Origin of the sequence: Mesorhizobium sp. C277A, assembly GCF_040324395.1 — a bacterium.
GTDB lineage: Bacteria > Pseudomonadota > Alphaproteobacteria > Rhizobiales > Rhizobiaceae > Mesorhizobium.
Genome location: NZ_JAMYVW010000002.1, coordinates 2,292,519 through 2,317,577 on the forward strand (window position 1 = coordinate 2,292,519; position 25,059 = coordinate 2,317,577).

The 25,059-nt window shown below is 63.2% G+C and carries 21 protein-coding genes; 9 read left to right on the plus strand and 12 right to left on the minus strand.

What is annotated here, in order from left to right; translation table 11 throughout:
- Nucleotides 1-7 precede the first annotated feature (7 nt).
- Both NKK52_RS11555 and NKK52_RS11560 read right to left on the minus strand, forming a co-directional pair.
- Nucleotides 8-1,723, minus strand: a complete 1,716-nt coding sequence (locus NKK52_RS11555) for an NAD+ synthase (protein WP_023681548.1) — start codon at nucleotides 1,721-1,723, stop codon at nucleotides 8-10.
- A 62-nt stretch (nucleotides 1,724-1,785) separates the two neighbouring features.
- Entirely contained in the window at nucleotides 1,786-2,502 is a 717-nt protein-coding gene (locus NKK52_RS11560; RefSeq protein WP_023681549.1) for a DNA-3-methyladenine glycosylase I, read from the minus strand.
- A 91-nt stretch (nucleotides 2,503-2,593) separates the two neighbouring features.
- On the opposite strand from NKK52_RS11560, the gene NKK52_RS11565 reads away from it, so the two are divergent.
- Entirely contained in the window at nucleotides 2,594-3,157 is a 564-nt protein-coding gene (locus tag NKK52_RS11565) for a DUF1003 domain-containing protein (protein ID WP_023681550.1), read from the plus strand.
- On the plus strand, nucleotides 3,154-3,762 hold the full coding sequence (locus NKK52_RS11570) for a DedA family protein (protein WP_023681551.1): 609 nt from the start codon (nucleotides 3,154-3,156) through the stop codon (nucleotides 3,760-3,762). The genes NKK52_RS11565 and NKK52_RS11570 overlap by 4 nt, the downstream gene beginning before the upstream one ends.
- A gap of 3 nt (nucleotides 3,763-3,765) precedes the next feature.
- Here NKK52_RS11570 and NKK52_RS11575 read toward each other — a convergent pair whose 3' ends face one another.
- The 3 genes from NKK52_RS11575 to NKK52_RS11585 all read right to left on the minus strand — a co-directional run bounded on the left by NKK52_RS11575 (nucleotide 3,766) and on the right by NKK52_RS11585 (nucleotide 5,251).
- On the minus strand, nucleotides 3,766-4,353 hold the full coding sequence (locus NKK52_RS11575) for a hemerythrin domain-containing protein (protein ID WP_023681552.1): 588 nt from the start codon (nucleotides 4,351-4,353) through the stop codon (nucleotides 3,766-3,768).
- Nucleotides 4,354-4,396: 43 nt separating this feature from the next.
- Nucleotides 4,397-4,756 carry a diacylglycerol kinase gene (locus NKK52_RS11580; RefSeq protein ID WP_023681553.1) on the minus strand — a complete coding sequence of 120 codons (360 nt, stop codon included), beginning with the start codon at nucleotides 4,754-4,756 and terminating at the stop codon, nucleotides 4,397-4,399.
- Nucleotides 4,757-4,831: 75 nt separating this feature from the next.
- The gene (locus tag NKK52_RS11585) at nucleotides 4,832-5,251 is read right to left on the minus strand and encodes a GFA family protein (RefSeq protein ID WP_023681554.1); all 420 of its coding nucleotides are present in this window, start codon (nucleotides 5,249-5,251) and stop codon (nucleotides 4,832-4,834) included.
- Nucleotides 5,252-5,589: 338 nt separating this feature from the next.
- On the opposite strand from NKK52_RS11585, the gene NKK52_RS11590 reads away from it, so the two are divergent.
- The 3 genes from NKK52_RS11590 to NKK52_RS11600 all read left to right on the plus strand — a co-directional run bounded on the left by NKK52_RS11590 (nucleotide 5,590) and on the right by NKK52_RS11600 (nucleotide 7,894).
- A complete protein-coding gene (locus tag NKK52_RS11590; RefSeq protein WP_023681555.1) occupies nucleotides 5,590-6,660 on the plus strand; it encodes a GGDEF domain-containing protein in 1,071 nt (356 codons plus the stop codon).
- Between the two features lie 105 nt (nucleotides 6,661-6,765).
- Nucleotides 6,766-7,164: an MbcA/ParS/Xre antitoxin family protein gene (locus NKK52_RS11595; protein ID WP_023681556.1), complete on the plus strand. Its 399-nt coding sequence runs from the start codon at nucleotides 6,766-6,768 to the stop codon at nucleotides 7,162-7,164.
- Nucleotides 7,124-7,894, plus strand: coding sequence for an RES family NAD+ phosphorylase (locus tag NKK52_RS11600; RefSeq protein WP_023681557.1), 771 nt, complete (start codon nucleotides 7,124-7,126; stop codon nucleotides 7,892-7,894). Before NKK52_RS11595 ends, NKK52_RS11600 begins: the two co-directional genes overlap by 41 nt.
- 62 nt (nucleotides 7,895-7,956) lie before the next feature.
- On the opposite strand, the gene NKK52_RS11605 is transcribed toward NKK52_RS11600, so the two are convergent.
- Entirely contained in the window at nucleotides 7,957-9,330 is a 1,374-nt protein-coding gene (locus tag NKK52_RS11605; RefSeq protein ID WP_023681558.1) for a class II 3-deoxy-7-phosphoheptulonate synthase, read from the minus strand.
- A gap of 271 nt (nucleotides 9,331-9,601) precedes the next feature.
- Between NKK52_RS11605 and NKK52_RS11610 the strand changes: the two genes are divergently transcribed.
- Nucleotides 9,602-10,210 carry a hypothetical protein gene (locus NKK52_RS11610; RefSeq protein ID WP_196815042.1) on the plus strand — a complete coding sequence of 203 codons (609 nt, stop codon included), beginning with the start codon at nucleotides 9,602-9,604 and terminating at the stop codon, nucleotides 10,208-10,210.
- On the opposite strand, the gene mfd is transcribed toward NKK52_RS11610, so the two are convergent.
- Together mfd and NKK52_RS11620 are read right to left on the minus strand one after the other, a co-directional pair.
- Entirely contained in the window at nucleotides 10,207-13,698 is a 3,492-nt protein-coding gene (gene mfd / locus NKK52_RS11615) for a transcription-repair coupling factor (protein WP_023681560.1), read from the minus strand. The genes NKK52_RS11610 and mfd overlap by 4 nt on opposite strands.
- Before the next feature lie 10 nt (nucleotides 13,699-13,708).
- On the minus strand, nucleotides 13,709-13,996 hold the full coding sequence (locus NKK52_RS11620; RefSeq protein WP_023681561.1) for an FAD assembly factor SdhE: 288 nt from the start codon (nucleotides 13,994-13,996) through the stop codon (nucleotides 13,709-13,711).
- 314 nt (nucleotides 13,997-14,310) lie between these two features.
- Here NKK52_RS11620 and recG point away from each other — a divergent pair, with 314 nt between their 5' ends.
- Nucleotides 14,311-16,419, plus strand: coding sequence for an ATP-dependent DNA helicase RecG (gene recG / locus NKK52_RS11625; protein WP_023681562.1), 2,109 nt, complete (start codon nucleotides 14,311-14,313; stop codon nucleotides 16,417-16,419).
- Here the strand turns inward: recG and NKK52_RS11630 are convergent.
- The 4 genes from NKK52_RS11630 to NKK52_RS11645 all read right to left on the minus strand — a co-directional run bounded on the left by NKK52_RS11630 (nucleotide 16,371) and on the right by NKK52_RS11645 (nucleotide 21,483).
- The gene (locus tag NKK52_RS11630; protein WP_027050381.1) at nucleotides 16,371-17,129 is read right to left on the minus strand and encodes a DUF502 domain-containing protein; all 759 of its coding nucleotides are present in this window, start codon (nucleotides 17,127-17,129) and stop codon (nucleotides 16,371-16,373) included. The two genes, recG and NKK52_RS11630, sit on opposite strands and share 49 nt — an antisense overlap.
- Nucleotides 17,130-17,221: 92 nt before the next feature.
- The gene (glmS, locus tag NKK52_RS11635) at nucleotides 17,222-19,045 is read right to left on the minus strand and encodes a glutamine--fructose-6-phosphate transaminase (isomerizing) (RefSeq protein WP_023681564.1); all 1,824 of its coding nucleotides are present in this window, start codon (nucleotides 19,043-19,045) and stop codon (nucleotides 17,222-17,224) included.
- Nucleotides 19,046-19,237: 192 nt separating this feature from the next.
- Nucleotides 19,238-20,611: a bifunctional UDP-N-acetylglucosamine diphosphorylase/glucosamine-1-phosphate N-acetyltransferase GlmU gene (glmU, locus tag NKK52_RS11640; RefSeq protein ID WP_023681565.1), complete on the minus strand. Its 1,374-nt coding sequence runs from the start codon at nucleotides 20,609-20,611 to the stop codon at nucleotides 19,238-19,240.
- Nucleotides 20,612-20,733: 122 nt separating this feature from the next.
- Nucleotides 20,734-21,483, minus strand: a complete 750-nt coding sequence (locus tag NKK52_RS11645) for a cytochrome c biogenesis CcdA family protein (protein WP_023667565.1) — start codon at nucleotides 21,481-21,483, stop codon at nucleotides 20,734-20,736.
- Nucleotides 21,484-21,700: 217 nt separating this feature from the next.
- Between NKK52_RS11645 and NKK52_RS11650 the strand changes: the two genes are divergently transcribed.
- Together NKK52_RS11650 and topA are read left to right on the plus strand one after the other, a co-directional pair.
- Nucleotides 21,701-22,078, plus strand: a complete 378-nt coding sequence (locus tag NKK52_RS11650; protein ID WP_023667566.1) for a COG4315 family predicted lipoprotein — start codon at nucleotides 21,701-21,703, stop codon at nucleotides 22,076-22,078.
- A gap of 316 nt (nucleotides 22,079-22,394) precedes the next feature.
- Nucleotides 22,395-25,058: a type I DNA topoisomerase gene (gene topA / locus NKK52_RS11655; protein ID WP_023681566.1), complete on the plus strand. Its 2,664-nt coding sequence runs from the start codon at nucleotides 22,395-22,397 to the stop codon at nucleotides 25,056-25,058.
- Nucleotide 25,059 lies beyond the last annotated feature (1 nt).

Genomic DNA, 25,059 nt, shown 5'->3' on the forward strand with positions numbered 1-25,059 from the left:
ACGAAGTTCAGCCGCGATCCCTGAAACGGTTGGTGATGGGATAGCGGCGGTCGCGGCCAAAATTCTTCCGGGTGATCTTCACACCCGGCGCCGCTTGCCGGCGTTTGTACTCGGCAATGTAGAGCAAATGTTCGACGCGCGTCACCGTCGCCCGGTCGTGGCCGCGCGCGACGATGTCGTCGACGCCCATTTCGTTCTCGACCAGGCATTCCAGAATGTCGTCCAGCACCGGATAGGGCGGCAGCGAATCCTGGTCGGTCTGGTTCTCGCGCAATTCCGCCGACGGCGCCTTGTCGATGATATTCCTGGGGATCACCTCGCCTGAGGGACCGAGCGCGCCCGGCGGCACATGGCTGTTGCGCCAGCGCGACAGCGCATAGACCTGCATCTTGTAGAGGTCTTTTATCGGGTTGAAGCCGCCATTCATGTCGCCATAAAGCGTGGCGTAGCCCACCGACATCTCGCTCTTGTTGCCCGTGGTGACGACCATCGAGCCGAACTTGTTGGAAATCGCCATCAGGATCGTGCCGCGCGCGCGGCTCTGTAGATTCTCTTCGGTGATGCCTTCCTTGGTGCCTTCAAAAAGCTGCGCCAGCGTGTGTAGGAAACCCTCGACCGGTTCGAAGATCGGCACGATGTCATAGCGGCAGCCAAGCGCACGGGCGCAATCCTCGGCATCCTTCAGCGAATCCTCCGAGGTATAGCGGTAGGGCATCATCACCGCCCGCAGCCGCTCCTCGCCGAGCGCATCGACGGCCAATGCGGCGCAGATCGCCGAATCGATGCCGCCGGAGAGACCCAGCACGACGTTCTTGAAGCCGTTTTTATTGACGTAGTCGCGCAGGCCGAGCATGCAGGCGCGGTAGTCCGCCTCCTCGCGCTCGGGGATTTTCGACATCGGCCCTTCCGAGCAGACCCAGCCGTCGAACTCTTCTGCGTTTTGCGCGCCTGCGGCGACGCGGTTGCGCTTCCAGGTGGTGACGTCGACAGTTTCCTCGAACTGGCTCATCTGGAAGGCGAGCGTCTTGTCGGCGCCGATGGCAAAAGAGGCGCCGTCGAAGATCAGCTCGTCCTGGCCGCCGATCTGATTGGCATAGATCATCGGCAAACCGGTCTCGATGACCTGGCGGATAACGACCTGATGGCGCACGTCCATCTTGGCGCGGTAGTAGGGCGAGCCGTTCGGCACCAGCAGGATTTCCGCGCCGCTCTCGGCCAAGGTTTCACAGATGCCGACGTCGCCCCAGATGTCCTCGCAGATCGGAATTCCGATGCGCACACCACGGAAGTTGACGGGTCCCTGAGCCTCGGGCCCGGCCTGGAAGACGCGCTTCTCGTCGAACTCGCCATAGTTTGGCAAATCGAGCTTGTAGCGCTCGGCGAGGATCTTGCCGCCATCGGCGACGATGATCGAATTGTGGGTGCCGCTCTTGCGCTTCAGCGGCGTGCCGATGATGACGCCCGGCCCGCCATCGGAGGTATCCGCGGCGAAATCCTGAGCGGCCTTCTCGCAAACCTTGAGGAAGGCCGGCTTCAGCACCAGATCCTCCGGCGGATAACCGGCAAGGAAAAGCTCGGTGTAGAGCACGATGTCGGCGCCCTGGCGGGCGGCATCCGCCCTCGCCTCGCGCGCCTTGGCAAGGTTGCCGGCGACATCGCCGACCGTCGGGTTGAGCTGGGCAACGGCGATGCGCAGAATATCGGGTGCGGTCTTCTGGGTCATCTGTGCGGTTTAGCGCGGCAAATTTGCCCGAGCAATGGCGTTCGTTTGGACCAATTCGGTGATCAGTCGTCGCCCATATATTCGCGCAGCGATTGCGGCGAATGGTTCTCTCCGATCGACATCGCCAGAATGCGCGAAATGTGCCGGCGCGGCAGGCCGGTTTCCTGCGCCCATTTGTTGATCTGCGCCTGAATCCTGTCGAGATCCCTCTTCGACGTCGGGCTTTCCGCAATGTCGAGGCCGGCGTCACGCAAAGCCGCAACCATATCGGCCGAGATGACGAAGGCGTCCCATTGCAGCCAGCGCAGGAAATACTGGCCGGTGTTGCCGCCAAGCCGGCTGCCATGCTTGCCGAGATACGCCATCAGCCCGACCTGGTCGTCGTCAGGCCACTCCGCGAGGAATTTGCCGAAACCGCCATGTTCCTTCGACACACGCTCAACGAAGGCGGCGTTGTCGCGGACGGATTTGATCTTCTGCGGGTTGCGCACAATGCGTTGATCAGCCGTCAGGTCGTACCAGAAGTCATCAGGTTGAAACAACAGCCGTTTCGGCTCGAAATGGAGAAAGGCTTCCTCGAAGCCCGGCCATTTCTGTTCGATGACGCGCCAGACGAAGCCGGCGGCAAACACCCGCTCGGCCATCGTCGACAGGATGCGATCGTCCGTAATGTCGGCAACGGCAGCATTGTCAGGCGCCGGCCCGAGCAGCGAGGTCAGCACCGCGTCGCCGCCTTTGCGTTTTGCAGCACGGGCGCGAATCTTCGCGAAATCGGGCATCCTGCATCCTCGCGCCGCGCTTTTGACGAAACGCCATCTTCCTATATGCAAACGAGGCTGCCAAGCCGACGCTTTTCCTATGGAGACATCCATGCACAAAACCGTGCCAGAACTGGCCAACCGCTGGCTGAAGCGAACGCCGGAGGGCCTCAGCGAGCTCGAGCGGCGGGTGTTGCAGAGCACTGTCGACCGCAAGCCCATCTCGCAGGATATCAACGACAGCCTCACCGGCCTTCAGGGCGCCGGCGACCGGATCGCCGATGCCATTGCCCGCATCGGCGGCTCGTGGACGTTCATCCTGTCCTTCATTGCTTTCCTGGTGCTGTGGATCGGCGCCAATTGGTGGCTGCTCGGGCGAGACTCGTTCGACCCCTACCCCTTCATCTTCCTCAACCTGGTGCTGTCGATGATCGCCGCCTTGCAGGCGCCGGTGATCATGATGTCGCAGAACCGACAGGCCGCGCGCGACCGCATCGACGCCGCGCATGACTATGAGGTCAACCTCAAGGCCGAGATCGAGATCATGGCTCTGCATGAAAAGCTGGACGAACTGCGCCACAGCCAGATCATCTGCGTGCGCGAGGACATCGCGCGCCTGGCCGAACAGGTGAACCGCATAGACGAAAAACTGTCGGGCCGGCAAACCTCTCAATGACCGGGATCGTCCATCACCTCATCAAGCAATATGGGTTGATCGCGGTTTTCCTGGGCTGTGTCGCCGAAGGCGAAAGTGCGGCCATCCTCGGCGGCTTCTTCGCCCATCAGCATGTCTTCATCCTCTGGAAGGCTTTCCTCGCGGCCGCCATTGGCGCCTTCGTCGGCGACACGTTTTTCTTCATTCTCGGCCGCAGCTTTGCCGACCATCCCAGGGTGCTGAAACTGAAGGCGAGGCCCGGCTTCAACCACGCCTACCGTCTCGTCTCGTCCCATCCCAACATCTTCGTCCTGTCCAACCGCTACATCTATGGCCTGCGCCTGGTCGGCGGCATCGCGGCCGGTTTCGCCAGCATTTCGGTAGCGCGCTTCGTTATCCTCAACGCGGTGTCGTCGCTGGTCTGGGCGGCTTTGTTCTGCGGCGTCGGCTACGTCTTCGGCCTCGGGGCCGAGCAGATGATCGGCAAGGCACTGCTCCATCACGAACGGCTGCTGATCGCGCTTGCCATAGGTCTGGCTTTCGCCATCCTTGCCTGGCTCATCGCCCGCACCGTCGCCGGCAAGGAGCGCGCCAAGGACGCCCGCGACAGCGAAACCACATCGTAAGGTTCAGTCGTCGTCCTCGACCAGAGCCCGGTCGCCGCGATCGAGGATCAGCGGGATGATGAGATCTTCCTCGTCGGCCAGATGCCGCTTCAGCGTGGCGATCAGCCGGCTGTTCTCGTCCGCATAGGCGTCGGCGGCGAAGCGCTGCCTGTCCTCGCTCTCCTCGAGCGTGCGGATGAAGGCGTTCGCCGTCTCGGCGTTGCGCTCCAGCCCCTCATGAATGGTGTGATGGTCGGCATCGAGGATTTCGAAGCCGCGCTTCAGGCGCGGCTCCGCCTTGGCGAAAGCCGGGAAATATTGGTAGTCCTCGACATTGTGGTGGCCGTCGAGATTGCCGAGAAAGTGGTTCAGCCGCGGCGCGAACCAGCGCGCGAAATCCGGCGCCGTCAGCCTGCCTTCGCGATAGTCGCCAATGCCGGTGGTGAGCATGCCGCCCAGCTCTCGGAACATGTCGTGCCGCTGCAGCCACATGTTTGCCATGCCGTGGATGTTGGCGTGGCCCTGCCATGTCTCGCGCGGATATTTTTCCGCCAGCCAGCGCAGGTCTTCCGGCAGGCCGGCTCTTTCAAGCAGCAGAAAATTGGCTTCCACGACGTCAGTCTCCTTTGGTGACTAACATATGGGAGCGTTCAGATCAGATCGGTAGTCCCGTGATGCGCTCGATGAGGGCGATTCCCCAGACGCCGGCGACGATAATAACCGAAATCAGCACCGCCAGCGAGCCGCAGTCCTTGGCGAGCTGGATGTCGACGTTGAACTCGCGACTGAAGGCATCGCAGGCTGCCTCGATGCCGGTGTTCAGCACTTCGACCATGATGAGCAGCAGCACCGCGCCGATCAACAGCGCGTAGCCGCGCCACGAGACCGAGACGAACCAGCCGAGCGGCAGCGCCAGCACCAGCAGCATCAGTTCCTGCTGAAATGCCCTTTCGCTGGCGGCGAGCTTGCGAAAGGCTCGCACAGAATTGAAGTAAGCACCGATCAGCCGCTGCATGCCGCATCCCCTTCGAATCACCGGCAGGGGATATCGCAATGGCTGGATCAAGGGAATAAGGCAGCCGCCGCAAAATCACTCCTCCGCAACCTTGATCGGCGGCGTCGACTTCTCGAACTGCGGCAGTCCATCGTCGATCGTATAGTAATCGCCCTTGTCGCCGACAAAGATGTGGCATTGGCCTTCGAGCCCGGTCGGGTTGTCGAACGATCCGGCCAGAACCGAGACATAGGCATCCTGACCCGGCTTCCAGAACAGCACCGAGCCGCAGATCTTGCAAAAGCCGCGCTTGGCAAAGGAAGACGATTCGTACCAGCTGATGTTGTCGGCGCCGGTTATCGTGATGTCGCCGTCGGCGACGTTGGTCGCGGCGTAAAAATGCCCGCTCTGCTTGCGGCACTGCGAACAGTGGCAATAAATGACTCCGCGCAACGGCCCTCGCGTCTGGAAACGCACGGCTCCACACAGGCAAGATCCGCTGTGGTTGTTGCTCATCCCTGCCTCCACCAGCCATCGTTCACGGCTTCGCCGCTGGCCGAGAGGATTTCAGTTTTGCCGCAGCCGGGCACCGGCAAATGCGACATGGGGTGGGCGTGTTCGGACCTGACCTCAGGATCTTTGCAAACCATTTCTGCAGCCTGCGGTAGAACGGACGCGTTACCTGGCGGCACATTAAGGAAACTTTAGCGCCGGCGCATCTATGGTCGTTGCCAAGCGAATGTCGCGATTGGGGACGTGTCTTTCGCAGGATGATCCGAAATACGGCTGGCACTCTCCGGTCGGCGGCATCTCGCACGGTCTGCGATGGTTCCCAGAGGCAGAGTGAACAGAACATGCAGCCGGCAGCCGTCCAGACCGACCGAAACAGCGACATTGCAACAGCCGTTGTGGCGACCATGCGTCAGCTCGGTGTGCTTGGCCTGCCGCGCAATTACGAAATCTTCTACGAAGCACTGAAAGGCACCAACCGCGAACTCGGCCTGGCCGTCGTCGCGCTCGGCAACCAGCCGACGCAGGACGATCTCGACCGCATCGGCCGCGCTTTCTTTGCACAGCATCACGGTCCCGGCATTGTCGAGCAGGCGCGCGACGTGCTGGCCAGGGAACTCGAGGACATCGCCTTGCTGCTGCGCAGCGAACGTAGCCATATCGAGAAATACGGCAAGATCCTCGATGAGACATCGAGTGGCCTCGCCAACCGCAGCCTGCTTTCGCAGGATCTGCTGCAGAAGGTCGCCAGCGCCATGGCGGCGGCCACCAACTCGACCCTCGACCACGGCAAGCAGGTTGCAACCACGCTGAGCGACAAGACGGCGGAACTGGAGAGCGTCAAGTCGAAGCTTGAGGAGTACAAGCGGCTCGCCGACACCGACCCCTTGACCCATATCTGGAACCGCCGCGCCTTCGACAAGCAAATCACGGCGATTTACACCTCCAACAAGGGGATCCTGTTCAACGCCCTGATCCTTGCCGACATCGACCATTTCAAGGGTGTCAACGATCGCTACGGCCACCCGGTCGGCGACAAGATCATCCAGATCGTCGCTGAAATCTTCCAGACCAGCATCCGTGAAGACATGTTCGTTGCCCGCACCGGCGGCGAGGAATTCGCGCTGATCGTCGAGGGCGCCAGCGAGGATACCACTTACGAGATCGCCGAACGCATCCGCGTGCTGATCGAACAGACGCCGTTCACCAGCAGCCAGACCGGCGCCAATTACGGCACGGTGACCGTTTCCATGGGCATCTGCATGGCTTCCGAAGCGGAAAGCCCGGAGGATCTTTACACCAAGGCGGACCGGGCGCTCTACCGCTCCAAGGTTGGCGGGCGCAACCGCGTCACCCGGCACTCGACAATGGCCGGCCGCACCGGCAAGAACTGGCTGCTATACAAGAAAGACTGACGCTTCGGCGTGCAGCCAATTCCCGGGCACAGGCAAATTTATCGGATCCCGCCTCTTTCCATATGAATTTCAGTGGACTATATTTTCCATGGAAAGAGAGAGGCCATGTCTGTTACACAACCCAATGCTGCCGCCCCTGATCTGACCGCGAAGGCGGCCGAAAACGCGGTTCTGACCAAGGCCACGCTGCGCGCCGCCGAACTCTTGGATATAACCGCCAGGGTGCTTGCGTCGATCATCGGCGTCTCGGAAGCCACGGTTTCACGCATGCGCAGGCAGGAATTCCTGCTGGAGCGCGGCACCAAGCCGTTCGAACTCGCGGTGCTGTTCGTGCGGCTGTTCCGTTCGCTCGATGCCATTGTCGGCGGTGACGAGACGATAGCCCGGGCATGGCTGAAGAACGCCAACACGGCTTTCGATGGCAGCCCGCTTGAAAAGATCCTCACCATTACCGGGCTTGTCGATGTCATTGCCTATCTGGACTCCCGACGCGCTCTCGTCTGAAGCCGTCCGGCTCGACGGCAAATACTGGCGCATGGTCGAGGCGCAGCACAGGGTCTCGACGCTGAAAGTCGTCGACACGCTGGATGAACAGGCGCTGCTTGAGGATCTGATCGAGGAAACCAAGCCGCAAATCCCCATGGAGTGCCGGCATCTCCACTACCTCCTGGCGACGCCGTTCCGCTACGGGTCGATCTATCCGTACGGCTCGCGCTTCCGCCGCGCTGGCCGCACCCTGGGTGTCTACTATGCCGCGGAGACGATCATGGCGGCGGTCGCCGAAATGACCTTCTACCGCTTGTTGTTCTTCGCCGATTCGCCCGACACGCCATGGCCGCATGACGCCGCGGAATACACCGCTTTCGCTGCAGCGATCCGCACCGACAAAGCTGTCGACCTGACGCGGCCGCCGCTCGACCGCGATGAGGCTGAGTGGACGCATCCGACCGACTACGCCGCCTGCCAGGCGATTGCCGATGTCGCTCGCGAGGTCGGGCTGGCGGCGATCCGCTACCGCTCGGCGCGCGATCCGAAGGGCACCAATGTAGCGCTGCTGACATGCCGCGGTTTTGCCAAGGCCAAGCCGCTGGAGCCGCATACCTGGCGCATCCGGCTCGGCTCGTTCGGCGTCCAGGCCATCTCAGAATTTCCGGAGAAGCGGATCGAGTTTTCCAGAACTGCCTTTGCCAACGATCCCCGGCTCAACGGATTGCGCTGGGAACGCGGGCGTTGATCAAAACGAAAAAGCGCCGGATTTCTCCGGCGCTTATTATTTCAGTTTCTGAAAACAGGCTCTCAGCCGTTCACGGCCTGCTTGTGCTGGATCGGATGGGTTTTCTTCAAGAGGTCGGACACCAGGAACGCCAGCTCGATCGCCTGGTCGGCGTTAAGGCGTGGGTCGCAATGGGTGTGGTAGCGATCCTGCAGTTCCTCTGCGGTGATGGCACGGGCGCCGCCGGTGCATTCGGTGACGTTCTTGCCGGTCATCTCGACATGGATGCCGCCCGGATGCGTGCCTTCGGCGCGATGCACCTCGAAGAAGGTCTGCACTTCCTTGAGGATGCGGTCGAACGGCCGCGTCTTGTAGCCGGCGGCCTCGATCGTGTTGCCGTGCATCGGATCGGACGACCAGACGACGCTGCGGCCTTCCTTCTGCACCGCGCGCACCAGCTTCGGCAGATGGTCGGCGACCTTGTCGGAGCCGAAGCGGGCGATCAGCGTCAGCCGGCCCGGCTCGTTCTCCGGATTGAGCAGGTCGATCAGCTCCAGCAAGCCGTCCGCCGTCAGCGACGGACCGCATTTGAGGCCGAGCGGGTTCTTGATGCCGCGGCAATATTCGACATGCGCATGGTCGGGCTGGCGGGTACGGTCGCCGATCCAGATCATGTGGCCCGACGTTGCGTACCAGTCGCCCGAGGTCGAATCGACGCGGGTCAGTGCTTCTTCATAGCCAAGCAGCAGCGCTTCGTGGCTGGTGTAGAAGTCGGTCTCGCGCAGCGCGTAATTGGTCTCGGAGGTGATGCCGACGGCCTTCATGAAGTCCATCGTCTCGGTGATGCGGTTGGCGAGCATGCCATACTTCTCGCCTTGCGGGCTGTCGGAGACGAAGCCCAGCATCCAGCGATGCACATTCTCCAGGCTGGCGTAGCCGCCTTGGGCGAAGGCACGCAGCAGGTTAAGCGTCGCCGCCGACTGGCGGTAGGCCATTTCCTGGCGGGCCGGGTCGGGAATGCGCGACTTCGGGTCGAACTCGATGCCGTTGATGATGTCGCCACGGTAGCTTGGCAGCGTCACCTCGCCCTTGGTCTCATTGTCAGACGAGCGCGGTTTGGCGAACTGGCCGGCGACACGGCCGACCTTCACCACCGGCTGCGCGCCGGCAAAGGTCAGCACCACCGACATCTGCAGGAAGACGCGGAAGAAGTCGCGGATGTTGTCGGCGCCATGTTCGGCGAAACTCTCGGCGCAATCACCGCCCTGCAGAAGGAATGCGTCGCCGGCAGCGACAGCCGCAAGCTGCTTCTTCAGCTTGCGCGCCTCACCGGCAAAAACCAGCGGCGGAAAGGTGGCGAGCTGGGCTTCCGTGTTCTTCAGCGCGGCAAGGTCCGGATAAGCAGGAACCTGCTTGATCGGCTTTGCTCTCCAAGAATTCGGCGACCATTTCGTCATCGCTGCACCCAAACGCTCTTTCCAGCAGGCTTTTGCCCGCCATTCCCGCCCCATATGGGGATGGCGGCTCCATACACGAAGCCGATTTCCTATTCTAGACCGGAATTCAAGCGCTGGCGAATGATGGGGAGCGCCATGCCGCGACCCACTTTGGCTTCTTATCTTCGCGACGGCTGTGCAATATCGCTTGGTGCCAGAATCGATCCTCACCGATCTAGTCGCGCCGGTCATCGTCCGCTGCGCAACAATTCTCCATGGAGTCCCTATGTCCGTGTCCGCCTACCTTGACCGCGTGCGCCGCGAGCAAGGCCTGTTTACGATCGAAGAGGTGGTTGGCCTGTCCGAGCGCGGCAACGTGATCTACGACCCCTACTCCACGCTGATTTCCGCAGGCGCCGTCATCGGGCGAGGCAACGTCTTCTTCCCCGGCGTCTACCTGTTCTGCACCGACGGTGGCGCGCTGGAGATCGGCGACGCCAACATTTTCCACGCCAACACACTGTTCGAAGCATCCGCCGGCGCAATCCGCGTCGGCTCACGCAACCAGTTTGGCGAAGGCGGTTTTACTGCAAAGGCCAACAGGCCGGGAGCCTCGATCGTGATCGGCGATCGAGGCCGCTATCTCAACGGCGCGGCGGTCTTCGGCGAAACGGTGCTGGGTTCAGGCAGCCAGCTTCTCGGTGCAATCACAGTCGACAGTTGCCGGCTGGAACCGGGCGGCAGTTTTCGTGAGCCCGACCCCGACCGCCGGGCCGGATTGCTGAAAGGCGCCGGCGCCGCGCGCGGCTTCACCGTGCCTGCCGGGCACGTCATCGTCGGCGCCGGCACGTTCTCGGCATCCGACCTGCAGTTGCAGTCGAATTTCCATCCGAAAGTCTAGGCGGCCACCAGCCGCGCCAGCTGGGTCATGACGACAGCCGAGCCCGCCAGACGCTTCTCGGCTGTCGGCCAGTCGCGGATGAAGACCACGCTGTGGTCGGCCCTGATCTTGGCCAGCGAGCCCTGTTCGCCGATGTACTTGACCAGCCCGACCGGGTTGGAAAACTCGCGCTTGCGGAAATGGATGACGACGCCCTTGGGGCCGGCATCGAGCTTTTCGACATTGGCCCTGCGGCAGAGTGCCTTGATGAAGACGATCTTGAGCAGATGCTTCACTTCCTCCGGCAGCGGGCCGAAGCGGTCGATCAGCTCGGCGCCGAAAGCATCGATCTCCTCGGTGTTTTCGAGATCGCCAAGGCGGCGGTAGAGCGCCAGCCTGAGCTGAAGGTCCGGCACGTAGCTTTCCGGGATCATGACAGCCGTGCCGACAGCGATCTGCGGCGACCAGCCGCCGTCCTGGACCTCGCCGGAGTCCTTCACCTCGGCCACCGCCTCTTCCAGCATCTGCTGGTAAAGCTCGAAGCCGACCTCCTTGATGTGTCCGGATTGTTCTTCGCCGAGTAGATTGCCGGCGCCCCTGATGTCGAGGTCGTGGCTGGCGAGCTGGAACCCGGCGCCAAGCGTGTCCAGCGACTGCAGCACCTTCAGCCGGCGCTCGGCCGTGTCGGTGAGCTTGCGGTTGGCCGGCAGCGTGAACAACGCATATGCCCGCACCTTGGAACGGCCGACGCGGCCGCGCAGCTGGTAGAGCTGCGACAGGCCGAACATATCGGCGCGATGGATGATCAGCGTGTTGGCGGTCGGAATGTCGAGCCCGGATTCGACGATGGTGGTCGACAACAGCACGTCGTACTGGCCGTCATAGAAGGCGTTCATGATGTCGTCGAGTTCGCCCGGCGGCATCTGGCCATGGGCCACCGCCACCTTCAGCTCGGGGACGGATTCGCGCAGGAAATCATGGATTTCGGCGAGATCGCTGATACGCGGCACGACATAGAAGGAATGGCCGCCGCGATAGCGTTCGCGCAGCAGCGTCTCGCGGATGACCAGCGGATCGAAGGGCGAGATGAAGGTGCGCACCGCCATGCGGTCGACCGGCGGCGTGGCGATCAGCGACAGTTCGCGCACGCCGGTCAAGGCAAGCTGCAGCGTGCGCGGGATCGGCGTCGCCGACAGCGTCAGCACGTGGACGTCGATCTTGAGGTCCTTCAGCCGTTCCTTGTGCTTGACGCCAAAATGCTGCTCCTCGTCGATGATCAGCAGGCCGAGATTCTTGAACGAGATCGCCGACCCGAGCAGTGCATGGGTGCCGATGACGATGTCGACCTGCCCCTCGGCGATGGCTTTCTTGGTTTCCGCCAGTTCCTTGGCGCCGACCAGCCGCGAGGCCTGGCCGACGCGGATCGGCAGGCCGGAGAAGCGCTGCGAAAAGGTCTTGAAATGCTGGCGCGACAACAGCGTCGTCGGCACCACGACCGCGACCTGGAACCCTTCCATCGCCGCGATGAAGGCGGCGCGCAACGCCACTTCGGTCTTGCCGAAGCCGACATCGCCGCAGATCAGCCGGTCCATCGGCTTGCCGGCGCCGAGATCGTCCACGACGGCATCGATCGCGCCCTGCTGGTCGTCGGTCTCCTCATAGGGAAAGCGCGCCGAGAATTCGCCGTAAAGCCCTTCCGCCGGCATCATGGGCGGCGCGGTACGCATCTGGCGCTCGGCGGCAATGCGGATCAACTGTCCGGCCATGTCGAGCAGGCGCTTCTTCAGCCGCGCCTTGCGCGACTGCCAGGCGCCGCCGCCGAGCTTGTCCAGCGTCGCCTCGGCTGTGTCAGAGCCGTAGCGCGACAGAAGCTCGATGTTTTCCACCGGCAGGAACAGCCGGTCGTCGCCGGCATAGTGGATTTCGAGGCAATCATGCGGCGCGCCGACCGCCTCGATGGTGCGCAGGCCGATGAAACGGCCAATGCCGTGATCAGCATGGACGACGATGTCGCCCGCCGACAACGACGACGCCTCGGCAATGAAATCCGACGCGCGCTTCTTGCGCTTCGAGCGCCGGATCAGCCGGTCGCCCAGAATATCCTGTTCGGCGACGACGACCAGTTGTTCGGTCTCGAAGCCGGATTCCAGCGGCAGCACCGCAAGCGCCGCCTGGCCCGGCTCGAGTTTTTCCGCCTCGGCCAACGTCGCCACCGGCACCAGATTGCCGAGATGATGCTCGGCCAGGATCTGGCCGAGCCGATCGAGCGATCCTTCGGTCCAACCGGCGACGATGACCCGCCGGCGTGCCGCGCGCTCGTCGGCAATATGCTTCACCACGACGTCGAAGACGTTGGCGTTGGGGTCGGCACGTTCCTCGGCGAAGCTGCGGCCGTGGCGCGAACCGCCATGGAACACCTTTTTGGCCCCGACATCGGGCGCGTCGAAGGCGGTGAAGTCGATGGCTTCGCGCGGTCCGAGGGACGCTACGAGGTTTTCCGGTGAGAGATAGAGCAGGTCCGGCGCCACCGGCTTGTAGGGCACGGCGTCCTTCAAGGCGGCGTCGGCCTGTTTGCGGCGCGCTTCGTAGTGGTCGAGGATCAGCGTGTGACGCTCAGCCAGCGCTTCGTGCGCCAGATGGTCGAAGATGACAGGCGCATCCGGCAGATAATCAAACACTGTCTCCAGCCGCTCGTAGAACAGCGGCAGCCAGTGCTCCATGCCGGCAAAGCGCCGCCCTTCGCTCACCGCCGCATAAAGGCCGTCGTCGCGCTGCGGCGCGCCAAAGGCTTCGATATAGGAGCGGCGGAAGCGGCTGATGGTTTCGGGGGTCAGCGCCACTTCACTCATCGCCTGCAGCGCCATCGACTTGCGCTGGCCGGTGGTGCGCTGCGTGGCGGCGTCGAAGACGCGGATCGATTCCAGCGTGTCGCCGAAGAAATCGAGCCGCAGTGCTTCCGTCCAGCCGGGTGCGTAGAGGTCGAGGATGCCGCCGCGCACGGCGAATTCGCCGATACCGCGCACCGTCGGCACCCGCTCGAAGCCGGAAATCTCCAGCCGGGACACCAGCGCGTTCATGTCGATCTGGTTGCCGGGCTTTGCGTGGAAAGTCTGCGCTTCGACCAGATCGGCCGGCGGAATGCGCTGCAGCAGCGCATTGGCAGTGGTCAGGATGACCGCGCGATGCGGCTTTTTTGCCAGCGCGATCATCGCCGTCAGGGCGTCGAGCCGCTTGGCAGCGGCATCGGAGCCTGGCGAAACGCGGTCATAGGGCAGGCAATCCCAGGCCGGCAACTCCAGCACCGGCAGGCCGGGGGCGGCAAAGGTCAGCGCCTCGATGATCGACGGCAGGCGCTGGCCGTCGCGCGCCACGAACAGCACCGGTTTGTCAGGCGCAATCTCATGGATCGCCTGCACCAGCGCAAAGGCTTCGTAGCCATCGGCAACGCCGTCGACGATGAACTGGCCGGCACGGCCTTTCGGCAGACCGATTTTGGGAATGAGGCTCATGGTTGCACGTTTAAAATGTCATGGTCCGGCGCGATGCCAGGATCTTTTGCAGGACGGCACAGTCGATATTCCTGGGAACCGGGCGTTCGCCGGTGACCATGGGCAGGAATTCGGTGTCGGGAATGTCGAGCAGCCTTTCATATTGGTCGATTTCATCGCCGGTCAAGGCGCCGATCTCGTTGTCGGCAAACGTACCGAGGATAAGGTCCATCTCGCGCATCCCGCGATGCCAGGAGCGGAACAACAGCTTGCGGCGCCTGATATCCAGCCCCTCGCTTGATCGTTTCGTCCCGGTCATCGTGCCGCATCCTTGCTTGGTGCGGCGCATATAGCGTGGATAGAGGGCGGTGTCAGCCTTGCAACGCACGGGTGGGCGGCTAAACATCCCGGGTGTGAAGAACACTCCTGACAACGCTGGTGCCGGACACCGCCCGCACTTCACCCTCCCCCTTGTGGGGAGGGTCGGCGAGCACGCTTCGCAAAGCGAAGCGGGTGAGACGGGGTGGGGGTGCGGCGCTGACCTACCGACTTCCTCGAAAGTTAGACGCGCACCTACCCCCACCCCGCTCCGCTTCGCGGATCGACCCTCCCCACAGGGGGGAGGGTAAAGGCATGCGCCCCTCCCTCCTCGACCCTCTCTTCGTCCCCATCACTTCGCTTGCCGGCGTCGGCCCCAAGGTTGGCGCTCTGATCGAGAAGGTGGTGGCGGCCGATCTCGGCGAACGGCCGGCGCGCGCGGGCGACCTGTTGTTCGTGCTGCCGCACACCGTCATCGACCGTCGCAATCGTCCCGGCATCGCGCTTGCGCCGGCCGGCGCCATCGTCACGCTCGACGTGCGCATCGACCGCCACCAGCCGCCGCCGCGCGGCAACCGGTCGGTGCCTTACCGCGTCTATGCCCATGACGACACCGGCGAGATCGGCCTGATCTTCTTCCACGCCCATGCCGCCTATCTCGAAAAGGCGATGCCGGTGGGCGAGCATGTCGTCGTCTCCGGCCGCATGGAGTGGTTCAACGGCCGCCCGACCATGGTCCATCCCGACCATATCGCCCTGGTGAGCGAGGCGGAAACACTGCCGCTGGTCGAACCGGTCTATCCGCTGACCGCCGGCCTGTCGGGCAAGGTGCTGCGCCGCGCCATCGGCCAGGCGCTCGGCCGGCTGCCGGAATTGCCGGAATGGCAGGACGGCGCCTTCATGCGCAAGCAGACTTTCCCCGCCTTCGCCGACGCGCTCGCCCGCATCCACTATCCCGCGGACCCGATCGATGTCGCCATCGAGGGGGTGGCATGGCGCCGCCTTGCCTATGACGAGCTTCTCGCCGGCCAGGTCTCGCTGGCATTGGTGCGGGCAAAAGTGCGCCGCCTGTCGGGCCGGCCGCTCATCGGCGACGGTCGCATCGTCGAGAAACTGCGCGCAGCCCTGCCGTATTCATTGACCGGCAGCCAGGAATTCGCGCTTGCCGAAATCAATGCCGATCTGGCCGACCCCGAGCGCATGCTGCGCCTGCTGCAAGGCGATGTCGGCTCCGGCAAGACGGTGGTGGCGCTGCTGGCCATGGGGCGCGCAGTCGAGGCCGGCGGCCAGGCGGCCTTGATGGCGCCGACCGAAATCCTGGCGCGCCAGCATCTGGCGACAATCACGCCGCTGGCCGAACAGGCCGGCCTGCGCGTCGCTATCCTGACCGGCCGCGAAAAGGGCCGCGAACGCACTGAAACGCTATCAGGTCTCGCCAGCGGCGAGATCGACATCGTCGTCGGCACCCATGCGCTGTTCCAGGAAACGGTGACCTATCACGACCTCGTCTTTGCCGTGGTCGACGAGCAACACCGCTTCGGCGTCCACCAGCGGCTTGCCATCACCGCCAAGGGCGACGCCCCCGACATGCTGGTGATGACGGCGACGCCGATCCCGCGCACTCTGGTGCTGACCGCCTTCGGCGACATGGACGTCTCCAAGCTGACGGAAAAGCCGGTTGGCCGCCAGCCGATCCGCACCGTCACGCTGCCACTGGAACGGCTGGACGAACTGGTCGGTCGCATGCTGGACGCGGTTGCCGACGGCCAGAAGATCTACTGGATCTGCCCGCTGGTCGAGGAATCCGAAGAGATCAAGTTGATGTCGGCCGAGGACCGTTTTGCCTCGCTGCAGCCCTTGTTCGGCGATCGAATCGGCCTCGTCCACGGCCGCATGAAGGGCGCCGAAAAGGACCAGGCGATGCGCGCGTTCAAGGCCGGCGAAACCTGCATCCTGATCGCCACCACCGTCATCGAGGTCGGCGTCGACGTGCCGGACGCCACCATCATGGTCATCGAGCATGCCGAACGTTTTGGCCTGGCGCAACTGCACCAGTTGCGCGGCCGCGTCGGCCGCGGCGACAAGCCTTCTTCCTGCGTGCTGCTCTACAAGGACCCGCTCGGCGAAACGGCCAAGCGCCGGCTGTCGGTGATGCGCGAGACCGAGGACGGGTTCCTGATCGCCGAAGAGGATCTGAAGCTGCGCGGCGAAGGCGAATTGCTCGGCACCCGCCAGTCCGGCACGCCGGGCTTCCAGGTGGCGCGCATCGAGGTGCACGCCGACTTGCTCGAAGCAGCCCGCGACGATGCAAGGCTGATCCTGTCGCGTGATCCGGAACTACAGTCTGAGCGCGGCGAGGCGCTGCGGCTGCTGCTCTATTTGTTCGGCCGCGACGAGGCCGTGCGGCTCTTGCGTGCCGGCTGAGCCAAAGCACCAAGCGGCGGGTTGGCGAGATCTCCGTCGATCGGCTGGCCGTTCATCGTCACCATCTTCGGCTTGACTTCGGGCGCCACCAGCCCGGCCGAGACGATCAGCCTGGCGCCGTCCTCAATCGTCATGTCGAGCAGCACGATGTCGGATTTCGGCACGTACATCAGGAAACCGGTGGTAGGGTTCGGCGTGCACGGCATGAACACGGCGATCATCGGGTCGCCTGCATGGTCGAGCTTCTGGTTGATCTCGGTTTCCTTTTCACTGGCGACGAACACCAGCGACCAGACGCCTTTTCGCGGATATTCGACCAGCCCGACCTGGCGGAACATATCACCCTTGTTCGACAGCACCGTCTGGAAAATCTGCTTCAGCGAACCGTAGATGCCGCGCACCAGCGGCATACGGCCAAGCAGCCGTTCGCCGAAATTGACGATCGCGCGGCCGACGATGTTGGCGGTCATGAAGCCGATCAGCGTGATCAGCACGAGCGCCACGATCAGGCCGAAGCCGGGCACCGGAAACGGCAAATAGGTGTCGGGGCTGTAGCGCGCCGGAATGTACGGCTTCACCCAGGAATCGACCCAGCCGACGAACGACCAGGCGATATAGGCGGTGATCGCCAGCGGCGCGCAGACGATAAAGCCTGTGAGGAAATAGTTCCTCAGCCGGGTCATGCCGGAAGTTCTGGGAGCATCGGACATGGTTCACCGGGGGCGCGGGTTGCAGCGCCACACTAGTGAAGCGGACGGCGCTTTGGAACTGCGAAGTTTTTTAGACCCCCGATGAGCGCCGACTACTCCACCGTCACCGATTTCGCCAGATTGCGCGGCTGGTCGACGTCTGTCCCCATAAAGACGGCGGCGTAGTAGGCCAGCATCTGGATCGGCAGCGCATAGATGATCGGCGAGATGATTTCCGGCACGTCGGGCAGGATGATCGTCTCCATCGTCTTGACGCTGACCTGCGCCGCGCCCTTGGCGTCGGTGATCAGGATGATCTTGCCGCCGCGCGCCGCCACTTCCTGCATGTTCGACACGGTCTTTTCGAAGATACGGTCATGCGGCGCGATGACGATGACCGGCATGTTCTCGTCGATCAGCGCGATAGGCCCATGCTTCAGCTCGCCCGCGGCGTAGCCCTCGGCGTGGATGTAGGAGATTTCCTTGAGTTTCAGTGCGCCTTCCATGGCCAGCGGGAAATTGGTGTCGCGGCCGAGATAGAGCACGTCCTTGTAGCGCGAGATTTCGCGCGCGATGCGCTCGATCTGCTCCTCGAGCTTGAGCACCTGGTTGGCGTAGCGAGGCGCCTCCGAAAGAGCGCGTACCAGCGTCTTTTCCTCGTCCTTCGAGATCGTGCCGCGGGCCACGCCGGCGCGCACCGCCAGCGAGGCCAGCACCGAAAGCTGGCAGGTGAAAGCCTTGGTCGAGGCTACACCGATCTCCGGGCCGGCCAAGGTCGGCAGCACGACATCGGATTCGCGCGCCATGGTCGATTCGCGCACATTGACGATGGCGCCGATCTTCATGCCCGCCTTGCGGCAATAGCGCAGCGAGGCCAGCGTGTCGGCGGTTTCGCCGGACTGCGAAATGAAGAAGGCCGCGTCATCAGCCGATAGCGGCATTTCGCGGTAGCGGAACTCCGAGGCGACATCGATGTCGACCGGCAGCCGCGCATAGCGCTCGAACCAGTATTTGCTGATCAACCCCGCGAGATAGGCGGTGCCGCAGGCCGAGATCGCCAGCCGGCCGATCTTGGCGAAGTCGAACGGCAGCTCCAGCGGCTTCGACACGCCGGAGACGAAATCGACATAATGCGCCAGCGTGTGCGAGATCACTTCCGGCTGTTCATGGATTTCCTTTTCCATGAAATGGCGGCGGTTGCCCTTGTCGACCATGAAGCTGGTCGACAGCGATTGCTGGCGCTTGCGGGCAACCTCTTTGCCGTCGATGTCGAAAATGGTGACGCCATCGCGGCGCACCACCGCCCAGTCGCCGTCTTCGAGATAGGTGATGGAATTGGTGAACGGGGCGAGCGCAATGGCGTCGGAGCCCAGAAACATCTCGCCATCGCCATGGCCGACGGCCAGAGGCGGACCATTGCGGGCGCCGACGATGAGGTCCTCGTCGCCGGTGAACATGATGGCCAGCGCAAAGGCGCCTTCCAGCCGCTTCAGCGCCTGATGCGCGGCCTCGATCGGCTTCAGCCCCTTGGCCAGTTCGCGCGCCACCAGATGCGCTACGACCTCGGTGTCGGTCTGCGACGAGAAGGAATAGCCGTCGCGGATCAGCTCATCGCGCAACTCGGCGAAATTCTCGATGATGCCGTTGTGAACGATGGCGACGCCGTTGGAAAAATGCGGATGGGCGTTGGTCTCGTTGGGCACGCCATGTGTGGCCCAGCGCGTGTGGCCGATGCCGATCGTGCCATCGAGCGGCTCGTCCTTCAGCCGGCGTTCGAGGTTGATCAGCTTGCCTTCGGCGCGGCGGCGGCCAAGCCGGCCATGCTCGATCGTGGCGACACCGGCCGAGTCATAGCCGCGATATTCCAGCCGCTTCAGCGCATCGACGATGAGCGGCGCGACCTGGCTCTGGCCGACAATTCCGACGATACCGCACATATGCCTGCCCCCAATTCCCGCTGGAAAACCAGTCCCGATGGAAAACCAGCGCTATCTAGGGATTGCCGGCCCGCCGCGAAAGTCACTTTGCGTTTCGTCTGCTGTAACGGAACGCTTCTCAACCCGATGCACTATGACACACCGCTCTTGCAATCCGGTTACCGCAATTCCTCGGTTCAATTGCTTCGGCGGTTAATGGTCGGTGCCGGCCTTTTTCTTCGCCGCTGCGGCAGACGCGAAGCGCTCGCGCAATTCCTTGCCCTTGCCGGGAATGGTCTTCTGGCGGGCGCGGCCGAAGGCCAGCGCATCGTCCGGCACGCTTTCGGTTATGACGCTACCCGAGGCGATGTAGCCGCCCTTGCCGATCGCAACCGGCGCCACCAGCGACGAGTTCGAACCGATGAAGGCGCCCTCGCCGATGTCGGTGAAAAACTTCGAGTAGCCGTCATAGTTGCAGGTAATGGTGCCGGCGCCGATATTGGCTCCCGCGCCCACACGGGCATCGCCGATATAAGTCAGATGATTGACCTTGGCGCCCTCCTCGATGACCGCCTGCTTGACCTCGCAGAAATTGCCGACCTTGGCCTTGTTGCGAAGATCGGCACCCGGCCGCAGCCGCGCGAACGGCCCGACAACGCAGTTGGAGGCAATGGTGGCGCCTTCGATGTGGCTGAAAGCGTGAATCTTGGCGCCGGTTGCAATTTTCACGCCCGGTCCGAACCAGACATTGGGCTCGACGATCGTATCGGCGCCGATTTCGGTGTCATGCGAGAAATACACGGTTTCCGGCGCGATCAGCGTTACGCCCGACCGCATGGCCTCGTAGCGCCGGCGCACCTGCCAGATGCCTTCGGCCTGCGCCAGTTCGGCTCGGTTGTTGATGCCGAGCGCACTCTCGAAGCTGGTTTCGGTGGCAACGACATCGAGCCCTTTCGCACTGGCGATCTCGACGATGTCGGTGAGATAGAACTCGCCCTTGGCGTTCTTGTTGCCAACCTGGTCGAGCAGGTCGAGCGCATGCTTGCCCGCCACCGCCATCATGCCGGCATTACAGAAGCCGATCTTCTTTTCCTCGGCGGAGCAGTCCTTCTCCTCGCGGATGGCGGTGAGCTTGCCGCCCTTTTCGATCAGCCGGCCATAGCCGGTCGGGCTGGGCGGGCGGAAGCCGATCACCACAACAGCCGCGCCATCGGCAAGCTTTTGCCGCGCGGTCACCAGGGCTTCAGCATCGATCAGCGGCGTGTCGCCGAACATCACGAGAATGTCGTCATAACCCGTTGATATTGCACCGCGTGCGGCCAGCACCGCATGCGCGGTGCCGAGCCGCTTCTCCTGCACGAACGTCTCGGCCTTGGGCGCGAACTTCGCCGCTGCCTTGCGCATATCCTCGGCGCCATGGCCGATCACCAGCGCCTGGCTGCGGGCGCCGGCGGCCTCTGCCGCCCTCACCACATGGGCGACCATCGGCAGTCCGGCGATCTGGTGCAGCACCTTCGGCGTCGCGCTCTTCATGCGCGTGCCTTCACCGGCGGCGAGGATGACGGACAGGCAGGATCTCTGGCTCATGGAAGGACAACCATCTGAAAAGGGATCAGGAATCCGAGAGTGGTAGCATCTGGCGCATGCTGCACCAATGCGGTTAAATTCCGGTGAGGTGATGAGGCAGTTCACTCTCGATCAGCGGATCGCTACCCCAGCCGGCCCAGCACCGGAAAATTCTCGAGCAGCCAGTAGGACACCGTCTGCACGCCGCCGGTGAGGAAGAACACGCCGGCGACGACCAGCAGCGCGCCGATGACTTTTTCGACGCGGCCGAGATGGACGCGGAACCTGCCGAGGAAGCGCATGAAGGCGCCGGAGAACAGGGCAGCAATCAGGAACGGAATGCCGAGGCCAAGCGAATAGGCGGCAAGCAGAAGAGCGCCTTCGCCCACCGTCTCGCGGCCGCCGGCCAAGGTCAGGATCGGCCCCAGCACCGGGCCGATGCACGGCGTCCAGCCAAAGGCGAAGGCCAGCCCCATGACATAGGCGGCGACCATGCTGGCAGGCTTGCCCTGCGATTGAAAGCGCGCCTCGCGCGACAAAAGCGGGATGCGCAAGATGCCGAGGAAATTCAGCCCCATCAGGATGATCAGCACGCCGGCAGCCATCGCCAGCGGTTCCTGCCAGACGCGCAGCCAGTGGCCGATGGTCGAGGCGCCGGCGCCGAGCGCCACGAATACGGTGGAGAAACCGAGTACGAAGGCGAGCGAGGAATAGATGAGCGCGCCGCGGGCGCCGGCCTTGGCCGTGACGCCGGCATCGCCACCCCGAAAGTCGTCAACCGACACACCGGCCATGTAGCAGAGATAGGGCGGCACCAGCGGCAGCACGCAAGGCGACAGGAACGAGATCGCCCCCGCCCCGACCGCGCTGACATAGCCGATGTCCAATGGCATTCCAGAACTCCAGATTCCCTAGCGCCGATATAGCGGTGCAAAACCGTGTTCGCCAATCACCATCGTGTGGCATTTGGCTACAGATACGGTTCGGCGGACGGATTGTTACCGGCCAATCCCAAGTTGACCAAGCGGGGGAAGAAATGCCCCTCGCCGAGCGTTCACACAGCGAAGCCGCGATTTCTGCGCGCTTCGTCGGATCACCAGGGAGATTTCCATGAAAAGCATCACTGTCGGCCTGGCCGCCCTTCTGCTCAGCACCGCCGCATCCTTCGCCGCCGAAGCGTGGAAGGAAGCCGAAGTCGGTGGCACCAAGATCTACACCGATGCCAATGGCATGACGCTCTATACCTATGACAAGGACGAGAAGGGCAAGACCAACTGCTATGACAAATGCGCCACCAACTGGCCGCCGCTGAAGGCCGAGGATGGCGCCAAGGCGGACGACGAATGGACCATCGTCGAACGCACCGACGGCACCAAGATGTGGGCCTATGACGGCAAGCCGGTCTACACCTTCATCAAGGACAAGAAGGCCGGTGACATCACCGGCGACGGCGTCGGCGAAGTCTGGCACATCGTCAAGGCCGACTGATCGTCCGAACCTCTATCCCGCACCCCATCGGCGGGACTCGGCTGGCCGCCGGCTCCAAGCGACCCGGCGACCAGTTCGGCATTTACGGGCAGCACGAACTGGTCGCGGCGCCTTTCCCGGTGGCTCGAAACACGAACCCTCCCAGACAAAAATTTTGTGATCTTCTCCATACACTCTAAGAGTGTATTGCGGCACACGCCTCCGCATTTTGGCCGCTTGCCCTTGACCGATCGCAAAAGCGCGGCCATGTGAGCGACCAATTGAATGCGTCACGCAGCGGAATTCTTCTGCCGCCCCACAGCTGATATGAGACCTCATGGACGTCGTCGTCGTCGAATCGCCGGCCAAGGCAAAGACAATCAACAAGTATCTCGGCAAGAACTTCAAGGTTCTGGCCTCGTTCGGCCATGTCCGCGATCTGCCGGCCAAGGATGGTTCGGTGCGTCCCGACGAGGATTTCGCCATGTCCTGGGCGGTCGACACCGCGTCCGGAAAGCGTCTCACCGACATCGCCAACGCGGTCAAGGATGCCGATGGCCTGATCCTCGCCACCGATCCGGATCGCGAGGGCGAAGCCATTTCCTGGCACGTGCTGGAGGTGCTCAAGCAGAAGCGCGTGTTGAAGGACAAGCCGGTCAGCCGCGTCGTCTTCAATGCCATAACCAAGTCGTCGGTGCTGGAAGCGATGGCCAATCCGCGCCAGATCGATGCACCATTGGTCGATGCCTATCTGGCTCGCCGCGCACTCGATTATCTCGTCGGCTTCACGCTGTCGCCGGTGCTGTGGCGCAAATTGCCGGGCGCCCGTTCGGCCGGCCGCGTCCAGTCGGTGGCGCTGCGCCTGGTCTGCGACCGCGAATCCGAGATCGAGCGCTTCATCCGCGAGGAATACTGGCAGATCGCTGCCCTCCTCGGCACGCCACGTAACGACAGCTTCGAGGCGCGGCTGACCGCGTTCGAGCGCAAGAAGCTGCAGAAGCTCGACATCGCCAGCAAGGCGCAGGCCGACGATATCAAGGGCATGCTCGAAGGCGCGACCTTCAAGGCTCTGTCGGTGGAAGCCAAGCCGACGCGGCGCAATCCTGGCCCGCCCTTCACCACTTCGACGCTGCAGCAGGCGGCATCGTCGGGCCTCGGCTTTTCGGCGACGCGCACCATGCAAGTGGCGCAGCGCCTCTATGAAGGCATGGAGATCGGCGGCGAGACCACCGGCCTGATCACCTATATGCGAACCGACGGCGTGCAGATGGCGCCGGAGGCGATCGACGCCGCCCGCGACACCATCGCCAAGGAATTCGGCCCACGATACCTCCCGGAAAAGCCGCGCCAGTACACAGCCAAGGCTAAGAATGCCCAGGAAGCGCACGAGGCGGTCCGCCCGACCGATTTCATGCGCACGCCGGCTTCGGTCAGGCAGTATCTCGATTCCGACCAGCTGCGGCTTTACGAATTGATCTGGAAGCGCGCCATCGCCAGCCAGATGCAGTCGGCCGAGATCGAGCGTACCACGGTCGAAATCGAGGCGGTCAATGGCGCTCGCACCGCGGAGCTTCGCGCCGTCGGTTCCGTCGTTCGCTTCGACGGCTTCATCGCCGCCTACACCGACCAGAAGGACGACGACGCCGAAGACGAGGAAAACCGTCGTCTGCCCGAGATCCGTGCCGGCGAGCAGCTGGCCCGTCAGGCGATCAATGCCACCCAGCACACCACCGAGCCGCCGCCGCGCTACTCCGAGGCGTCGCTGATCAAGAAGCTGGAAGAGCTCGGCATCGGCCGTCCGTCGACCTACACCGCGATCCTGAAGACGTTGGAAGACCGTGACTACGTCACCATCGACAAGCGCCGGCTGGTGCCGCAGGCCAAGGGCCGGCTGCTGTCGGCTTTCCTCGAAAGCTTCTTCGAGCGCTATGTCGAATATGACTTCACGGCCTCACTCGAGGAAAAGCTTGACGAGATTTCCGACGGCAAGCTCGCCTGGAAGGACGTGCTGCGCGACTTCTGGAAAGATTTTTCCGGCGCCGTCGCCGACATCAAGGAACTGCGCGTCACCGACGTGCTCGATGCGCTGAACGAGGAACTGGCGCCGCTGGTGTTCCCCGCGCGGGAGGATGGCTCGAATCCCCGCATCTGCCCGAAATGCGGCTCCGGCAATCTGTCGCTGAAACTCGGCAAGTTCGGCGCCTTCGTCGGCTGCTCCAACTATCCGGAATGTTCCTTTACCCGCCAACTCGGCGACGCAGCCAACCCGAATGGCGAGAATGGCGGGGGCGAGGACGGCACCAAGGTGCTCGGCAAGGACCCCTACACGGCAGAGGAAATCACGCTGCGCTCAGGCCGCTTCGGTCCTTATATCCAGCGCGGCGACGGCAAGGAAGCCAAGCGCTCCAGCCTGCCCAAGGGCTGGACGCCTGATTCCATCGACCATGAGAAGGCCCTGGCGCTGCTGTCGCTGCCGCGCGACATCGGCAAGCATCCCGAGTCCGGCAAGATGATCTCCGCCGGGCTTGGCCGCTATGGTCCGTTCGTTTTGCACGATGGCACCTATGCCAATGTCGACAGCATAGAGGATGTGTTCTCGATCGGCCTCAACCGCGCTGTCACCGTGATCGCCGAGAAGCAGCTGAAGGGCAAGGGCGGCCGCAATGGCGGCACCGCGGCGGCGCTGAAGGAACTCGGCGACCATCCCGATGGCGGCGGCAAGATCGTCGTGCGCGATGGCAAATACGGGCCCTATGTCAACTACGGCAAGGTCAACGCGACACTGCCCAAGGGCAAGGATCCGCAGTCGGTGACCGTCGAGGACGCGGTGGCGCTGATTGCCGAGAAGGAAGCCAAGGGCGGCGGCAAGAAGCCGTTCCGCAAGGCGGCAGCCGCCAAGGCCCCCACAGCCAAGAAAACCACTGCCAAAACAACCACTGGCAAGAAAACCACAGCCAAGAAGTCGGCGACCAAGAAGCCGGCGGCGAAGAAAAAGGGATAGC

Bases quoted from the DNA above. Each gene is read 5' to 3' on its own strand.
- NKK52_RS11555 (WP_023681548.1), bottom strand. From the start codon at position 1,723: ATGACCCAGAAGACCGCACCCGATATTCTGCGCATCGCCGTTGCCCAG.
- NKK52_RS11560 (WP_023681549.1), bottom strand. From the start codon at position 2,502: ATGCCCGATTTCGCGAAGATTCGCGCCCGTGCTGCAAAACGCAAAGGC.
- NKK52_RS11565 (WP_023681550.1), top strand. From the start codon at position 2,594: ATGCACAAAACCGTGCCAGAACTGGCCAACCGCTGGCTGAAGCGAACG.
- NKK52_RS11570 (WP_023681551.1), top strand. From the start codon at position 3,154: ATGACCGGGATCGTCCATCACCTCATCAAGCAATATGGGTTGATCGCG.
- NKK52_RS11580 (WP_023681553.1), bottom strand. From the start codon at position 4,756: ATGCAGCGGCTGATCGGTGCTTACTTCAATTCTGTGCGAGCCTTTCGC.
- NKK52_RS11585 (WP_023681554.1), bottom strand. From the start codon at position 5,251: ATGAGCAACAACCACAGCGGATCTTGCCTGTGTGGAGCCGTGCGTTTC.
- NKK52_RS11590 (WP_023681555.1), top strand. From the start codon at position 5,590: ATGCAGCCGGCAGCCGTCCAGACCGACCGAAACAGCGACATTGCAACA.
- NKK52_RS11595 (WP_023681556.1), top strand. From the start codon at position 6,766: ATGTCTGTTACACAACCCAATGCTGCCGCCCCTGATCTGACCGCGAAG.
- NKK52_RS11600 (WP_023681557.1), top strand. From the start codon at position 7,124: ATGTCATTGCCTATCTGGACTCCCGACGCGCTCTCGTCTGAAGCCGTC.
- NKK52_RS11605 (WP_023681558.1), bottom strand. From the start codon at position 9,330: ATGACGAAATGGTCGCCGAATTCTTGGAGAGCAAAGCCGATCAAGCAG.
- mfd (WP_023681560.1), bottom strand. From the start codon at position 13,698: ATGAGCCTCATTCCCAAAATCGGTCTGCCGAAAGGCCGTGCCGGCCAG.
- NKK52_RS11620 (WP_023681561.1), bottom strand. From the start codon at position 13,996: ATGACCGGGACGAAACGATCAAGCGAGGGGCTGGATATCAGGCGCCGC.
- recG (WP_023681562.1), top strand. From the start codon at position 14,311: ATGCGCCCCTCCCTCCTCGACCCTCTCTTCGTCCCCATCACTTCGCTT.
- NKK52_RS11630 (WP_027050381.1), bottom strand. From the start codon at position 17,129: ATGTCCGATGCTCCCAGAACTTCCGGCATGACCCGGCTGAGGAACTAT.
- glmS (WP_023681564.1), bottom strand. From the start codon at position 19,045: ATGTGCGGTATCGTCGGAATTGTCGGCCAGAGCCAGGTCGCGCCGCTC.
- glmU (WP_023681565.1), bottom strand. From the start codon at position 20,611: ATGAGCCAGAGATCCTGCCTGTCCGTCATCCTCGCCGCCGGTGAAGGC.
- NKK52_RS11645 (WP_023667565.1), bottom strand. From the start codon at position 21,483: ATGCCATTGGACATCGGCTATGTCAGCGCGGTCGGGGCGGGGGCGATC.
- NKK52_RS11650 (WP_023667566.1), top strand. From the start codon at position 21,701: ATGAAAAGCATCACTGTCGGCCTGGCCGCCCTTCTGCTCAGCACCGCC.
- topA (WP_023681566.1), top strand. From the start codon at position 22,395: ATGGACGTCGTCGTCGTCGAATCGCCGGCCAAGGCAAAGACAATCAAC.